This is a genomic window from Desulfomicrobium escambiense DSM 10707, assembly GCF_000428825.1.
GTDB lineage: Bacteria > Desulfobacterota > Desulfovibrionia > Desulfovibrionales > Desulfomicrobiaceae > Desulfomicrobium > Desulfomicrobium escambiense.
Map to the genome: position 1 here is coordinate 58,757 of NZ_AUAR01000015.1, position 14,784 is coordinate 73,540.

11 protein-coding genes and 1 tRNA gene are annotated in these 14,784 nt (G+C 66.3%); all 12 read right to left on the minus strand.

From position 1 onward, the window contains the following. Positions 1 to 208: 208 nt before the first annotated feature. Positions 209 to 2,656, minus strand: coding sequence for an endopeptidase La (gene lon, locus G394_RS0112580; protein WP_051307172.1), 2,448 nt, complete (start codon positions 2,654 to 2,656; stop codon positions 209 to 211). Positions 2,657 to 2,687: 31 nt separating this feature from the next. Next, positions 2,688 to 3,938, minus strand: a complete 1,251-nt coding sequence (gene clpX / locus G394_RS0112585) for an ATP-dependent Clp protease ATP-binding subunit ClpX (RefSeq protein ID WP_028577950.1) — start codon at positions 3,936 to 3,938, stop codon at positions 2,688 to 2,690. Between the two features lie 31 nt (positions 3,939 to 3,969). Further along, on the minus strand, positions 3,970 to 4,566 hold the full coding sequence (gene clpP / locus G394_RS0112590) for an ATP-dependent Clp endopeptidase proteolytic subunit ClpP (protein WP_028577951.1): 597 nt from the start codon (positions 4,564 to 4,566) through the stop codon (positions 3,970 to 3,972). Between the two features lie 186 nt (positions 4,567 to 4,752). Further along, complete coding sequence (gene tig / locus G394_RS0112595) at positions 4,753 to 6,066, minus strand: trigger factor (RefSeq protein ID WP_028577952.1); 1,314 nt, start codon at positions 6,064 to 6,066, stop codon at positions 4,753 to 4,755. A gap of 52 nt (positions 6,067 to 6,118) precedes the next feature. Then, a tRNA-Leu gene (locus G394_RS0112600) sits at positions 6,119 to 6,201 on the minus strand. A gap of 110 nt (positions 6,202 to 6,311) precedes the next feature. Continuing rightward, the gene (gene recD2 / locus G394_RS0112605; RefSeq protein WP_028577953.1) at positions 6,312 to 8,486 is read right to left on the minus strand and encodes an SF1B family DNA helicase RecD2; all 2,175 of its coding nucleotides are present in this window, start codon (positions 8,484 to 8,486) and stop codon (positions 6,312 to 6,314) included. 4 nt (positions 8,487 to 8,490) lie between these two features. Continuing rightward, positions 8,491 to 9,096, minus strand: a complete 606-nt coding sequence (recR, locus tag G394_RS0112610; RefSeq protein ID WP_028577954.1) for a recombination mediator RecR — start codon at positions 9,094 to 9,096, stop codon at positions 8,491 to 8,493. 10 nt (positions 9,097 to 9,106) lie between these two features. Further along, positions 9,107 to 9,403 carry a YbaB/EbfC family nucleoid-associated protein gene (locus G394_RS0112615; RefSeq protein WP_028577955.1) on the minus strand — a complete coding sequence of 99 codons (297 nt, stop codon included), beginning with the start codon at positions 9,401 to 9,403 and terminating at the stop codon, positions 9,107 to 9,109. Next, positions 9,400 to 11,199, minus strand: coding sequence for a DNA polymerase III subunit gamma/tau (dnaX, locus tag G394_RS0112620; protein WP_028577956.1), 1,800 nt, complete (start codon positions 11,197 to 11,199; stop codon positions 9,400 to 9,402). Before dnaX ends, G394_RS0112615 begins: the two co-directional genes overlap by 4 nt. Before the next feature lie 76 nt (positions 11,200 to 11,275). Next, the gene (locus G394_RS0112625; protein WP_028577957.1) at positions 11,276 to 12,199 is read right to left on the minus strand and encodes a branched-chain amino acid transaminase; all 924 of its coding nucleotides are present in this window, start codon (positions 12,197 to 12,199) and stop codon (positions 11,276 to 11,278) included. A gap of 121 nt (positions 12,200 to 12,320) precedes the next feature. After that, a complete protein-coding gene (gene der, locus G394_RS0112630) occupies positions 12,321 to 13,652 on the minus strand; it encodes a ribosome biogenesis GTPase Der (protein WP_028577958.1) in 1,332 nt (443 codons plus the stop codon). Further along, on the minus strand, positions 13,649 to 14,695 hold the full coding sequence (gene mtnA / locus G394_RS0112635; protein WP_028577959.1) for an S-methyl-5-thioribose-1-phosphate isomerase: 1,047 nt from the start codon (positions 14,693 to 14,695) through the stop codon (positions 13,649 to 13,651). The genes der and mtnA overlap by 4 nt, the downstream gene beginning before the upstream one ends. Positions 14,696 to 14,784: the final 89 nt, after the last annotated feature.

The following is a 14,784-nucleotide window of genomic DNA, read 5'->3' on the forward strand; positions in this document are numbered from 1 at the left end:
GCTCGGGAAACGCGAATCGCGGGACGGAAAATGCCTGGATTCCCGCCTTCGCGGAAATGACGCATGCCCTTTTGCGCGAACAGTGCCCCTGAACAGACTTGCGCCCGGCGAGCAGCGTCGCGCAAGGCTGCATCGCGCAGGCGCAAAAAAACCCCATCACGGTCACGTGACGGGGTTTTGGCTGTTTTTGCGTCCGATCAGGGCGGAATCACTGCCGGCTGGCGACCTCGTGTCCCTTGTGCAGGGCCTTGGACAGGGGGATGATGTCGGAGGCGGAGCAGAACAGGCTTTCCCTGGTCGCGCCTTTCAGGGCCTCGCACAGCACGTCGTCCATGTTCTCGACGAGGACGATCTCCAGGTCCTTGAGCACGGCCTTGGGCACTTCCTTGAGGTCCCGCTCGTTCTCCTTGGGCAGCAGCACGCGGGTGATGAGCCCGCGGTGGGCGGCCAGGAGCTTCTCGCGCACCCCGCCGATGGGCAGGACGCGGCCGCGCAGGGTGATTTCGCCCGTCATGGCCACGTCGTTGCGGACAGGTATGTCCAGCAGGGCCGAGGCCAGGCAGGTGGCCAGGGTGATGCCGGCCGAAGGCCCGTCCTTGGGCGTGGCGCCCTCGGGCACGTGGATGTGGATGTCCACTTCCTTGTAGAAATCCCGGCGCAGGCCGAAGAACTCGGACCGCGAACGGATGTAGCTGATGGCCGCCTTGGCCGACTCCTGCATGACGTCGCCGAGCTTGCCCGTGATCTCGATCTTGCCGCCGCCGGGCATCAGCGCCACCTCGACGAAAAGGAGCTCGCCCCCGACCTGGGTCCAGGCCAGGCCCGTGGCCACGCCGACCTGGGCCTCTTCCTCGCGCTGGTCGTGACGGACCTTGGGAATGCCCAGGTAGGTGCCGATCATGGACTTGGACACGGTCACGGTCTTGTCCATGTCTCCGTCCTCAACCAAAGCGCGCGCCACCTTGCGGCAGATGGAGGCCAGTTCGCGCTCCATGTTGCGCACCCCGGCCTCGCGCGTGTAGCGGCGGATGATCTCGAGGACGGCGCCCTTGGACAGGCTCAGGTTCTCAGGCTTAAGGCCGTGCTGCTCCATCTGCTTGGGCAGAAGGAAGTCCGTGGCGATGCGCTCCTTCTCCGTCTCCAGGTAGCCGGGGATGTTGATGATCTCCATGCGGTCCTGCAGCGGCAGCGGGATGGTCTGCAGGGAGTTGGCCGTGGTGATGAAAAACACCTGCGACAGGTCGTAGTCCATGTCCAGGTAGTGGTCGTTGAAGGCGCTGTTCTGCTCCGGGTCCAGGACCTCCAGCAGGGCCGCCGAGGGGTCGCCCCGGAAGTCCATGCTCATCTTGTCCACTTCGTCCAGGCAGAAGACCGGGTTGTTGGAGGACACGCGCTTCAGGGACTGGATGATCTTGCCCGGCAGGGCCCCGACGTAGGTCCGGCGGTGGCCGCGGATCTCGGCCTCGTCGCGCACGCCGCCCAGGGACAGGCGCACGAACTCGCGCCCCGTGGCCCGGGCGATGGACTTGGCCAGCGACGTCTTGCCCACGCCGGGAGGGCCGACCAGGCAGAGGATGGGCCCGCGCAGCTTCTTCACCAGGGCCTGCACGGCCAGATATTCGAGGATGCGCTCCTTGGGCTTCTCCAGCCCATAGTGATCGTCGTCGAGGGTCTTCTGGGCCTGCTTGATATCGATGTCCACGTCGCGGAGCACGTTCCAGGGCAGGGCCAGGATCCAGTCCACGTAGTTGCGCAGCACCGCGTACTCGGCCGAGGACGGCGGGGTCTGGCGCAGCTTCTTCATCTCGGCCATGGCCTTGGCGCGTGCGTCCTCGGGCATGTCCTTGGTCTTGAGCTGGCTCTCCAGGTCGTCGACGTCGGCCTTGGGGTCGAAATCCCGGCCCATCTCCTTGTGGATGGCCTTCAGCTGCTCGCCCAGATAATAGTCCTTCTGGTTCTCCTCCATCTGCTTCTTGACGCGGCCCTTGATCTTCTTCTCCAGGGAGAAGACCTCGACCTCCTCCTGAATCAGCTCGTAGACCCGTTCCAGACGGCGCACCGGGTCGCGCAGTTCGAGCACGCCCTGCTTGCGGTCATAGGTGGCCTTGAGGTGCGGCGCGATGCTGTCGGCCAGGCGGCCGGGCTGGTTCACGCTGGTGATGGCCAGGACCGTCTCCTTGGCCAGCTTGCGGTTGACCTGGGCGTACTCCTCGACGGACTCGTGGGCGGCGCGCACCAGGGCCTCGCCCTCCACGGGGTTGCCGTCGACGTCGGGCAGGGCCGTGACACGCACCATCTGGATCTCGTCCTGGACCACCAGGCCGTAGGCCTGGTCCCAGGAGGCGCGGTACAGGCCCTCGAAGAGAACCTTGATGGTCCCGTCGGGTAGCCGCAGCATCTGCAGGACCTTGCTGACCGTGCCGACGTCATAGAGGCCGTCCACGTCGGGCCGTTCCTGGCTCGGGTCCTTCTGGGCCACGAGGAAGATGCGCTTGTCGTAGGTGTCCAGGGCCCGTTCGATAGCCTTGATGGAGGAATCGCGGCCCACGAAAAGCGGCACGATGGATTTGGGGAACATGACCACTTCACGCAGGGACATGACCGGCAGGGTCAGGCTCCCGGGGTGGTTCTTCTCGAAAATGATGGCATCGGACATGGCTGGTCTCGCTGGTTGCGCCCGAACGGGGTCAGGCGCTCTTGGCCTCGGGCTTGAAGAGGATGAGGGGTTCCTTGCCCTCCTCCACCACGGCCCTGTTGATGACGCACTCCGTCACGTCCTTCATGGACGGGATGGTGTACATGATGTCAAGCATGATGGATTCCATGACGGAGCGAAGGCCGCGGGCGCCCGTCTCGAGCTTGATGGCCCTGGCGGCCAGGGCCTTCAGGGCGTTGGTCGTGAACTTGAGCTCCACGTTCTCCAACTCGAACATCTTCTGGTACTGCTTGACCAGGGCGTTCTTGGGCTCCTGCAGGATGCGCATGAGGTCGTCCTCGTTCAGCTCCGTCAGGGATGTGATGACCGAGATGCGGCCCGTGAACTCCGGGATGAGACCGTATCGGATGAGGTCCATGGGGTGCACCTGGCGCAGGAGACTGCCGGTCGTGGTCTCCTCCTTGCGGCGGACCTTGGCCCCGAAGCCCATGCTCGAACCCTGCACGCGCTGCTTGACGATGTCCTCCAGGCCGATGAAGGCCCCGCCCACGATGAAGAGGATGTTGGAGGTGTCGAGGCGGATGAACTCCTGCTGCGGGTGCTTGCGGCCGCCCTTGGGGGGGATGTTGGCCACGGTGCCCTCGATGATCTTCAGCAGGGCCTGCTGCACGCCCTCGCCCGACACGTCGCGGGTGATGGAGGGGCTGTCGGACTTGCGGGAGATCTTGTCGATCTCGTCGACGTAGATGATACCCTTGGCAGCGGCCTCCAGGTCGTAGTCGGCGTTCTGCACGAGCTGGACCAGGATGTTCTCCACGTCCTCGCCCACGTAGCCGGCCTCGGTCAGGGTCGTGGCGTCGGCGATGGCGAAGGGCACCTTGAGGATGCGCGCCAGGGTCTGGGCCAGAAGCGTCTTGCCCGAACCCGTGGGTCCGATCAGGAGGATGTTGCTCTTGTCCAGCTCCACGTCGTCCTTGACCCGGGCATGGTACTTGATGCGCTTGTAGTGGTTGTACACCGCGACCGAAAGGATCTTCTTGGCGTCGTCCTGCCCGACCACGTAGTCGTCGAGGGCGGCCTTGATCTCCTGGGGCAAGGGGATGTCCGAGGAGTCCAGGTCTTCCTTGCGGTTGTCGTTTTTCAGAATGTCGTCGCACAGGGCGATGCACTCGTTGCAGATGTACACTTCGGGACCGGCGATGAGGCGCTGCACCTCGTCCTGGCCCTTGCCGCAGAAGGAGCAGCTCAAATCCTTGCCCGTCCTCTTCTTTCTTTCCGCCATGGGATACCTCGTAAAAACTCGATCAAACCTATTATTCCAGTTCCTTGCGCGAAGCCAGGACCTGATCGATGAGCCCGTATGTGCAGGCTTCCTCGCCGCTCATGAAATAGTCTCGCTCCGTGTCCTGCTCCACCTTCTCCAGGGACTGCCCCGTGTGGTTGGCCAGGATGCCGTTCAGCTCGCCGCGCAGGCGGATGATCTCCTTGGCCTGGATGGCGATGTCCGTGGCCTGGCCCTGGAACCCGCCCATGGGCTGGTGGATCATGATGCGCGAGTGCGGCAGGGAGTAGCGCATGCCCTTGGCGCCGGCGGCCAGGAGCACGGCGCCCATGCTCGCGGCCTGGCCGATGCACAGGGTGGCCACGGGCGCGGAGATGTACTGCATGGTGTCGTAGATGGCCATGCCGGCCGTCACGGAGCCGCCGGGGGAGTTGATGTACATGTTGATCTGCTTCTCCGGGCTCTCGGATTCCAGGAAAAGCAGCTGGGCGCAGATGGAGTTGGCGACGTGATCGTCGATGGGCGTGCCCAGGAGCACGATGCGGTCCTTGAGCAGGCGCGAATAGATGTCGTACATCCGCTCGCCGCGGCCGGTGTTCTCGATGACGAATACGGAATTGCTGACCATGAAAGCTCCTGAAACAAACGGGTGAATGCTGGTACCAAAGATTTGAAAAATAACGATCCGGGGCAGGGTGTCAAGGGCTGGGCGGAAGAGGACGCGGCCGTCCGGTGTCTGCCCGCGCATGGCCTGCCGGGACCGGACGCCGCACCGTAAGGAAAGGGCCGGGACAAGACCCGGCCCTTCGTGAGCTTATGCGTCCTGAGCGTCCTGGGCCGCCGGGGGGACCGGCGTGACCTTGGCGTTCTCGTAGATGAGGTCCATGGCCTTGTCCGCCAGAACCCGATCCTTGAGGGGGATCATCAGGTTGTGCTGTTCGTAGTAGTCCTTGATGGAGTGGAAGTCCTGGCCCGTGGAGGCGGCCATCTTCTGCAGGACCATGTCCACTTCCTGCGGCTCCACCGTCAGGCCCTCGGCCGTGGCGATGGCCAGCAGCACCAGGGAGGACTTGACCACGTCCTCGGCCGCGGGGCGGTTTTCGGCGCGCATTTCGGCGGGCGTCTTGCCCAGGGAGTCGAGGCTCTTGCCCTGGCGTTCCAGGCGGCCCTGCAGCTCCACGATCTGCTTGTCGATCTGCTCCTCGACGATGCTCTGGGGCAGCTCGAAGCTGACCTGTGCCTTGATGCCGTCCAGGAGCTTCTTCTGGGCGTCGCCCTTGACCAGCTGCTTGCGGGTCGAGAGGTAGGACTTCTCGATGGCGTCGCGCAGGTCCTGGACCGAGGAGTAGCCGCCGGCCAGCTCGGCGAAGTCGGCGTCGACCTCGGGCAGCTTGCGTTCCTTGATGGCGTGCAGGGTGACCTTCATGGTCACGGTCTGGCCGGCCAGCTTGTCGTTGATGAAGTCGGCCGGGAAGGTCAGTTCCTTCTCCACGGTCTCGCCCGGGGTCATGCCGATGACGATGTCCTCGAACTCGGGCAGGGAGTTGCCCTCGCCCAGGGGCAGCTCGAACTTGTTGGCCGCGATGCCTTCCATGTCCACGCCGTCCTGCATGGCCTGGAAGTCGATGACGGCGATGTCGCCGCTGACGACCTGGCGCTCTTCCCTGATGATCACGGTCTTGGCCATGTTCTGGCGGATGCGCTCGATGACGTCGTCAACCTGCTTGGGATCGACGGCCACCTCTTCCTCCTCGACTTCGAGGCCCTTGTACTCGGGCAGGTCGAAGGCCGGGGCGATCTCGAAGGAGAAGCTGTAGGAGAACTTCTCGTCGCGCTCCATCTCCTTGGCGTCCACGTCGATGCGCGACAGGGGGGAAAGCTTGGTTTCGCCCAGGATCTCGTTGATGTGGTAGTTGATGAGGTCCGTGGTGGCCTCGCCGTAAATCTGCTTGCGGAACTTGGCCTCGATCACGGACGACGGGACCTTGCCCTTGCGGAACCCCTTGATGTCCGCGCCTTTGCGGTACAGGGCCACGGTGGCGGACAGGGCGGCATGCACTTCCTCGACATCCACCTCGACGGTCACCTTGCGCTTGACCGGGGACAGTTCTTCGACTTTGTATTCCATGACTCCACTCCTTGATGATGGGCGCACCCTCGGGGGCCCGGATAGTCTTCTCTGGTGCGGGCGATAGGATTCGAACCTACAAGCTTTTGGCGCCAGCTCCTAAGGCTGGTGCGTTTACCGTTCCGCCACACCCGCAATCCGCAAAAGAGGGTCCATAGACGAGCCTTTGCGGGCCTGTCAACGCATCCATTGGGCGCAAAAGTCAGTTCTCGCCCCTCTTTCGCCCGTCTTTCCGGCCTGTTGAGCTATGTTTGGCTCTCTTTGGCCAGGCGCACGGCCAGGGACGTGTGGCGCAGCCGGCCGCGCTCGTTGCCCAGACCCATGTGCATGGCCCGGCGCGAACCCATGAGCACGGCCAGCTTCCGCGCCCGGGTCAGGCCGGTGTAGATGAGGTTTCTCTGCAGGAGCATGTAGTGCTGCGTGACCACGGGCATCACCACGGCCGGGTATTCGCTGCCCTGACTCTTGTGCACGCTGATGGCGTAGGCCAGGCCGATCTCGTCCAGCTCGTCGAAACCGTACTCCACCTCGCGGCCGTCGAACTCGGCCGTCAGCACCTCGTCCTGGGTGTCGATGCCGGTGATGCGGCCCAGGTCGCCGTTGAAGACGTCCTTGTCGTAGTTGTTCCTGAGCTGCAGGATGCGGTCCCCTTCCCGGTACGTCCGCTGCCCGCGCACGAGTTCCCGGCCGTCGGGGTTGAGGCGCTCCTGCAGGAGGCGGTTCAGGACGACGGTACCGACCTCTCCCTTGTGCATGGGCGTGAGCACCTGCACCTCGGTCATGGGGTCCAGTCCGTAGGCCTCGGGGATGCGTTCGCAGACCATGCGCAGGATAAGTGCCTGCAGCTCGGAAAGGTCCTCCTTCTCGACCCAGAAAAAATCGGCCTTAGGCGGCGCGTGGGGGCTGCCCTGCGGAAATTCGCCCTCGTTGATGCGGTGAGCGTTGACCACGATCATGCTCTCGCGGGCCTGGCGGTAGATGTGCGTCAGGCGCACGGCCGGGATGGTCCCGCTTTCGAGCATGTCGCCCAGGACGTTGCCCGCGCCGACCGACGGCAGCTGGTTCTCGTCGCCGACGAAGACCAGCCGGCAGGTCAGGGGCAGGGCCCGCAGCAGGGCCAGGCACAGCCCGCAGTCGAGCATGGAGACCTCGTCCACGACCATGACGTCGGCCGGGAGCTTCTTGTCCTCGTTGAACTCGAAGCCCGAGGCCGGCTGGTAGCGCAGCAGCCGGTGCAGGGTCACGGCCGTGAAGCCCGTGGCCTCGGACAGGCGCTTGGCCGCGCGGCCCGTGGGCGCGGCCAGGGAGATGCGCAGGCCCAGGGCCTTGAGCGCCCGCACCACCACCCGCGTGATGGTCGTCTTGCCCGTGCCGGGGCCGCCGGTGATGATGGACACCTTGTGTCCGCAGGCCGACTCCACGGCCAGGCGCTGCTCGTCGGACAGGGTCAGGGACTGCCGCTGCTCCTCGCGCTCCACGGCGGCGGAGATCTTCTTCGGGTCCATGCGGATGGCGTGGTCCAGCAGGGCCCGCAGGCGGGAGGCGATCTCGCGCTCTGTCTTGTAGAAATACGTCAGGTACACGGCCTCGGCCACGCCCTTCTCGGGCAGGGGCTCGATGACCAGACGCTTGCGCTCGACCAGGGCGTCGATCTGCTCCTCGATGAGCTCCAGGTCGTGGCAGCCCAGCAGCCGGGCCGCCTCCTCCGCCAGGACGGGCCGGGGCAGGAAGACGTGCCCGGCCCCTTCGGAGGTCTGGCGCAGGCAGTACTCGACGCCGGCCTCCAGACGCTGGGGCGCGTCCTCGGCGAAACCGAGCTTCAAAGCCATCTCGTCGGCCGTGCGGAAGCCGATGCCGTGGATGTCGTAGGCCAGGTCGTAGGGGTTGGCGCGCAGGCGCTGCACCGCGCCGGCGCCGTACTGCCGGAAGATGCGGTGGGCGAAGGTCGTGGCCACGCCGTGGGTCTGCAGGAAGAGCATGAGCCCGCGCACCTCGCGCTTCTCCTGCCAGGACACGACGATGCCCTTGAGCTTGGCCGGTCCGATGCCCTCGATCTCCAGCAGCCGCTCGGGGTCCGAATCGAGAATGTCGAGGATCTGGCTGCCAAAGCGGGCCACGAGCCGGTCCGCCATCTTCTCGCCGATGCCCTTGACCGCGCCCGAGGCCAGGAAGCGCCGGATGCCGCTCAGGGTGGCGGGCATGACGTGCTCGCAGCCCTCGGCCTTGAACTGCCGGCCGAACTTGGGGTGCTCGACCCACTCCCCCGTCAGGCGCAGGGACTCGCCCGGCGCGATGTCGCCCAGGGTGCCCACCACCGTGACCTGGCCCGGCCCGGCCGGGGAATCCAGCCGGGCGATGACGTACCCGTTCTCGGGGTTGTGGTAAACGACGGTGACGACTTCGCCCTGGACGGTGTACATGATCCTAGAGCGACTGCCGGTACTTGAGGGACTGTTTGAGGGTTTCGCGGTCCACGTACTTGATCTCGGAGCCCAGCGGGATGCCCTGGGCCAGGCGCGTCACGGAGACCTGGGGGAAGCCGCGCGTGACCAGGCCGTGCAGGTAGGTGCTCGTGGCCTCGGCCTCCATGGTCGAGCCAAGGGCCAGTATGACCTCCCGCACCTCCCCTTCGCGCAGGATGGATTCCAGCCGCGAGATCTCCAGGGAGCGGGCGTCGACCCCGTCCAGGGGCGAGAGCAGGCCGCCAAGGATGAGGTAACGCCCCTTGAATATCCCGGACTCCTCCATGACCACGAGGCTGTCCCATTCCGAGACCAGGCAAAGCTGTTCGCGGCTGCGCTTGGGGTCGGCGCAGATGTGGCAGGGGTCCGTGTCGGCCAGGGAGCAGCAGCGCGAGCAGATGTGCAGGGCGCTGCGCAGGTTCTCGATGTCCCGGCCGAAGGCGCGCACGGACTCCTCGGGCCACTTGAGCAGCGTCATGGCCATGCGCAGGGCGCTCTTGGGCCCCACTCCGGGCAGGGCCGAGAACTGGTCCACGATCTTTTGCAGGGGTGCGGGAAGTCGCTGCACGAGGGGGTTCCTAGAACAGGCCCGGGATCTTCATGCCGCCGGTGATCTGCGACATCTCGGCCTGCACCGTGTCCTTGCCCTTCTTGATGACCTCGTTGACGGCCGAGAGGATGAGGTCCTGCAGCATTTCCACGTCCTCGAGGACCGCAGGGTCGATCTTCACGGACAGAAGTTCGCCCGCGCAGGTGGCCTTGACCGTGACCATGCCGCCGCCGACGCTCGTCTCGATCTCCTTCTTGCCGGTCTCTTCCTGGGCCTTCAGCATCTTCTTCTGCATGAGCTGGGCCTGCCTGATCAGTTCGTTCATATCTCGTTCTCCTGTGCTTTTCCGTTGATCGGGGGCCGGACCTCGACGATCCTGGCCTGAAATTTCTCCTGGGCCTGCCGCACCACGGGGTCGGCCTGGGCCATCTCCTTGAGCTCGGCGCGGGTCTTGCGCACCTCGGCCACGGGCGTCTCCACCCGCACGTTCACGCCCGGGCCGTAGTAGGCCCGGGCCAGGTCCGTCAGCACGGGCAGGCCGGCCCGCAGGCGGTCGCAGAGGAAGGCGTGGGGGCTCGTCAGCACGAGATTCGCCCCGTTCAGCTCGCCGCGGGCCTTGTCCAGGGCGGGCAGGGGGCGGCTCCCGTCGGGCCGCGCGGCGCAGAAGGCCACGAAACCTGGCCAGGTGCGCGGCCCGGCCGGGGGCGCGGGCATGGACGGGCCGGCCTCGGGACGGGCGCCGAAAGCCGCGCCGTTCTCGCGGACCATGGTCGCCGGGGCCGCAGGCTCGCGCACGTCGCGCGGGGCCGCGGCGGCCTGGCGAGGCGGCGCCTGGACCTGCGGCTGGGCGGGCTGCTGGGCGGCGGGGCGCGGCGTGGGCGCAGGCCGTTGCGGCGCAGCGGTGGGACCGCGCGAAAACCCGTCGGCACGCGGCGCAGGGGACGGGGACGGAGTCTGCGCGGCGCGCGGCGGCGCGGCCTGGCCGGCGGACGCACCCTGGCCGGGCGCGGCGGAGCCCAAGGCCAGCAGGTCCGGCAGGCAGGCCAGGTTCAGAAGCAGAAGCTCCAGGGCCAGGGCCGGCTCCATGCTGGTCAGGACCTTGCGCTGGCTGTCCATGGTCATCTGCCAGGCCGCGTGCAGGTGCCCCAGGCTGAAGCGCGGCGCGAACTCCGCCCAGACGTCGATCTCCTCGGCCGGCAGGTCCATGAGGCCGCGCGCGGCGTCGCCCATCTGGTTCAGCAGAAAGAGGTTGCGCCAGCACCCGGCCAATTCCCGCAGGAAGAAGCCCAGGTCCGCGCCCTGGTCCAGGACCTCGGTCAGCAGGGCGTGGAGGCCCCGCAGGTCGCGGCCGTGCACGCACGCAACGAGGCGCGCGAAGATCTCGCCGCCGGCCAGCCCCAGAACCTCGCGCACGTCGGCCAGGGTCAGGCTTTCCGAGCCCAGGGCCAGCACCTGGCCCAGAAGCGACATGCTGTCGCGCACCGAACCCGCCCCGCGACGGGCGATGAGGGTCACGGCCGAAGGCTCGGCCGCAATGGCCTCGCGCTCCAGCACGCCGCCCAGGTGGCGCACCAGGTCGGCCTGGGGCAGACGCTTGAAGACGAAATGCTGGCAGCGGCTGACGATGGTCTGGGGAAATTTCTCGGGCTCGGTGGTGGCCATGATGAAAGTCACGTGCCCGGGCGGCTCCTCCAGGGTCTTGAGGAGCGCGTTGAAGGCCGCCTTGGAGAGCATGTGCGCTTCGTCGATGATGATGACCTTGTAGCGGCACTCCAGGGGCGCGTAGCCCACGTCCTCCTTGAGGCGGCGAACGTTGTCCACGCCGGTGTTGGAGGCGCCGTCAATCTCGACCACGTCCACGGCCGCGCCGAGGGTGATCTGGCGGCAGACCGGGCACTGGTTGCAGGGCTCCTCGGCCGGGCCGTTCTGGCAGTTGAGGGCCTTGGCGAAGATGCGGGCCAGGGTGGTCTTGCCCACCCCGCGCGTGCCGCTGAACAGGTAGGCGGGAGCCACCCGCCCCGTGGCCGCGGCGCGGGACAGGATGCGCTTGACGGAGTCCTGGCCGGCCACTTGGGCGAAACTCTGGGGGCGGTAACGGGCGGTGAGGCTTTCCTGGCTCATGGTGTGATCGGCGGGTGCGGAAATTGACGAAACGCCGGGCGCAGGCAGGCCGCGCCCGGCGGGCAATAACGGGAGGCTAGAAGCTGTAGCGGGCCAGCCACTGGCCGTACTTGGGGTTCTCGCCGCGCAGGACCTTGAAGTAGGCGTCCTGCAGGGCTGCCGTGACCGGGCCGCGGCTGCCCTGGCCGATGACGCGGCGGTCCACCTCGCGGATAGGCGTAATCTCGGCCGCGGTGCCGGTGAAGAAGGCCTCGTCGGCGCAGTACAGCTCGTCGCGAGTGAAGCGGTCCTCGACCACGGTGTAGCCCAGGTCCTCGGCCAGGATCATGACGGACTCGCGGGTGATGCCCGAGAGGATGGAGCCCAGCGGCGAGGTCTTGATGACGCCCTTGCGCACGATGAAGATGTTCTCGCCCGTGGCCTCGGACACGTAGCCCTCGGCGTCGAGCATGAGGGCCTCGTTGTAGCCGTCGGCCAGGGCCTCGCGCTTGGCCAGCACGGAGTTGACGTAGTTGCCGCAGGTCTTGGCCTTGGTCATCATGACGTTGACGTGGTGGCGCGTGAAGGACGAGGTCTTGACGCGGATGCCCTTCTCCAGGGCCTCGGCGCCGAGGTACGCGCCCCAGGGCCAGGTGGCGATGATGGTCTGGATGGGGTTGTCGCCCGGGTAGACGCCCATGACGCCCGCGCCGATGAAGGTCAGGGGCCGGATGTAGCCCTCGGACAGTCTGTTGACCTTGAGGGTCTCGATGATGGCCGCGCTGATCTGGTCCTGGGTGAAGGGGATGGTCATCTCGTTGATCTTGGCCGACAGGAAGAGGCGCTCCACGTGCTCCTGCAGCCGGAACACGGCCGAGCCGCCGTCGGTGCAGGCGTAGCAGCGAATGCCCTCGAACACGCCCACGCCGTAGTGCAGGGTGTGGGTCAGGACGTGGACCTGGGCTTCGTCCCAGGGCACGAGTTTGCCGTCGAACCAAATCTTGTCTGCTTTCTGAACCATGAAATCCTCCTCGCGGTGGGCGTCGTTGTGGCGCGGCGGGGCGCGCGGCCCCGAGCGTCGCGGAACACTAGGTCAAGGCGCAGGTCCCGGTCAAGGGAGCCCCCCCGCGACCGCGGGGCCCCTACGAATCCTTGTCGTGGCTGGAGCGGAAGATCATGCGGATGGGCGTCTTGTCCATGCGGAAGACCTTGCGCAGCTGGTTCTCCAGGTAGCGCACGTAGCTGCCGCCGAAGAGCTTCTCGTCGTTGACGAAGAAGACGAAGGTCGGCGGCCGGGAGTCGGCCTGGGTCATGTAGTAGATCTTGCCGCGCCGCCCGCCCATGACCGGCGGCTGGTGCCGCTCGGTGACCATCTTGACCAGGCGGTTCAGCTCGCCCGTGGTCACGCGCTGGCCGCACTGCTCCCAGAGCTTCTCAATGAGCGGCAGGAGCCCGCCCAGGCCCGCCATGGACACCGACGACGAATAGAGCACGGGCACGTGACCGCAGAATGCGAACTGGTCCACCAGGTCTTTCTTGGTCTTGGCCAGTTGATCCTTGGTCAGGAGGTCGATCTTGTTGACCACGATGATGAAGGGGATCTTCTCCGTGTCCAGAAAGGACAACAGCCGCTTGTCCTGCCCGACCACGCCGTCCATGACGTCGAGCACCAGCACGACCACGTCGGCCTGCTTGGCGGCCTGCATGGAGTGCACGACGCTGAAGTATTCCAGGGAATCGGTGACCTTGGACTTGCGGCGCACCCCGGCGGTGTCGACGAAGGTGTAGGTCTTGCCGCCGCGCTGCACGGTCACGTCCACGCAGTCGCGGGTGGTCCCGGCCTCGGCGCTGACCATGAGCCGCTTCTTGCCCAACAGCGCGTTGATGGTCGAGGACTTGCCCGCGTTGGGCCGCCCGAGCAGGGCGACCTTGAGACCGCCCTGAGGCTGCTCCACACCCTCGCACAGGTCCTTCGGCAGCGCGGTCTCGATCATGTCGCGCAGATCGCCCATGCCGAAACCGTGGGCCGCGGACACGCACTGCAGGGGAAAACCCAGCGCGTAGAAATCCGCCGCCAGAGCCTCCTCCTGTTCGGGGCCGTCGACCTTGTTTATGATGACGCGCACTTCCTTGCCGCTTTGGCGCAGATACTGCCCGACCTGCTCATCCTGGGGATGCAGCCCGGCGCGGCCGTCGACGATGAACAGGATCAGATCCGCCCCGGCCATGGCCTCCCGGGCCTGCTCGAAGATGCTGATCTCGATCTCGTCGCTGGAGTCGGGGACAAGTCCGCCCGTGTCGATGAGCATGTAGGCGCGCGTTTCGCCGCGCACCTCGCTGAAGATGCTGTCCCTGGTCACGCCGGCCATGTCGTGGGTGATGGAGACCCGCTTCTTGATGAGGCGGTTGAAAAGGGTGGATTTGCCCACGTTGGGACGCCCGATGAGGGCCACCATGGGAAGCTGCTGGTTCATGGTCTGCGTTCCTGGCCGATGATCTCGGCGATACTCGATGTGTATGGCGGGGAAAGCACCCCGCGTTCGGTGACGATGCCCGTGATCAGGGAGTGATCCGTGACGTCGAAGGCGTAGTTGAAAACCGGGACCCCGTCGGGCGTGATCTGGGTGCCCCCAACGTGGGTCACTTCCAGGGGCGTGCGGTCCTCGATGGGGATGAGGGAGCCCTCAGGCGTGGCCAGGTCGAAGGTGGAGCTGGGCGCGGCCACGTAGAAGGGAATGCCGTAGTGCCGGGCCAGGATGGCCACGCCGGACGTTCCGATCTTGTTGGCAACGTCGCCGTTGGCCACGATGCGGTCGGCCCCGACCACGACCTTCTGCACCAGCCCGCGCTTCATGAGCAGCGAGCAGGCGTTGTCGCAGGCCACGGTCACGGGGATGCCGTCCTTGTGCAGTTCGTAGGCAGTCAGGCGCGCGCCCTGCAGGAAGGGCCGGGTCTCGTTGGCGATGACGGAAATTTTCTTGCCCATGTCCACGGCCCCGCGAATGACGCCCAGGGCCGTGCCGTACCCGGCCGTGGCCAGGGCGCCGGCGTTGCAGTGGGTCATGACCGTGTCGCCGTCGGCCAGGAGTTCCCCGCCGAAGCGGCCCATGGCCTTGTTCATGGCGATGTCCTCGGCGTGGATCTTCTGCGCCAGGGCGAGCCAGACGTCGCCCAGCTCGCGCGGGTCGGCCACGCCGCTTGCGGCGCCGCGCATCTCGTTCACGGCCCAGGCCAGGTTGACGGCCGTGGGCCGCGCCTGGGCCAGGAGGCCGAGCAGCCGGCCGAGTTCGTTCGTCCAGTAGGCCCCGGCGGCCATGGCCTGCTTCAGGGCAATGCGGCAGCCGTAGGCCGCCGTCACGCCGATGGCCGGCGCGCCGCGTACGACCATGGTCTGCAGGGCGTAGATGACGTCCTCCACGGTGCGGCAGGCGTAGGTCTCCTCCACCAGAGGGAGCTTGCGCTGGTCGAGCAGAAGCAGGACGCAGGCCTCAGCGTCGAATCGGATGTGGTCTTCCATGAGAGTCCTTTTCAAGAGAGAATGGGAATTATGGGAGTCATGAGATGTATGGAGTTTTGTGCATAAGTCCCATGACTCCCACGATTCCC

What these genes read in the sequence shown, in the direction of transcription:
- lon (WP_051307172.1), bottom strand. Translation starts at nt 2,656, where the DNA reads ATGTCCGATGCCATCATTTTCGAGAAGAACCACCCCGGGAGCCTGACC.
- clpX (WP_028577950.1), bottom strand. Translation starts at nt 3,938, where the DNA reads ATGGCGGAAAGAAAGAAGAGGACGGGCAAGGATTTGAGCTGCTCCTTC.
- clpP (WP_028577951.1), bottom strand. Translation starts at nt 4,566, where the DNA reads ATGGTCAGCAATTCCGTATTCGTCATCGAGAACACCGGCCGCGGCGAG.
- tig (WP_028577952.1), bottom strand. Translation starts at nt 6,066, where the DNA reads ATGGAATACAAAGTCGAAGAACTGTCCCCGGTCAAGCGCAAGGTGACC.
- recD2 (WP_028577953.1), bottom strand. Translation starts at nt 8,486, where the DNA reads ATGTACACCGTCCAGGGCGAAGTCGTCACCGTCGTTTACCACAACCCC.
- G394_RS0112615 (WP_028577955.1), bottom strand. Translation starts at nt 9,403, where the DNA reads ATGAACGAACTGATCAGGCAGGCCCAGCTCATGCAGAAGAAGATGCTG.
- dnaX (WP_028577956.1), bottom strand. Translation starts at nt 11,199, where the DNA reads ATGAGCCAGGAAAGCCTCACCGCCCGTTACCGCCCCCAGAGTTTCGCC.
- G394_RS0112625 (WP_028577957.1), bottom strand. Translation starts at nt 12,199, where the DNA reads ATGGTTCAGAAAGCAGACAAGATTTGGTTCGACGGCAAACTCGTGCCC.
- der (WP_028577958.1), bottom strand. Translation starts at nt 13,652, where the DNA reads ATGAACCAGCAGCTTCCCATGGTGGCCCTCATCGGGCGTCCCAACGTG.
- mtnA (WP_028577959.1), bottom strand. Translation starts at nt 14,695, where the DNA reads ATGGAAGACCACATCCGATTCGACGCTGAGGCCTGCGTCCTGCTTCTG.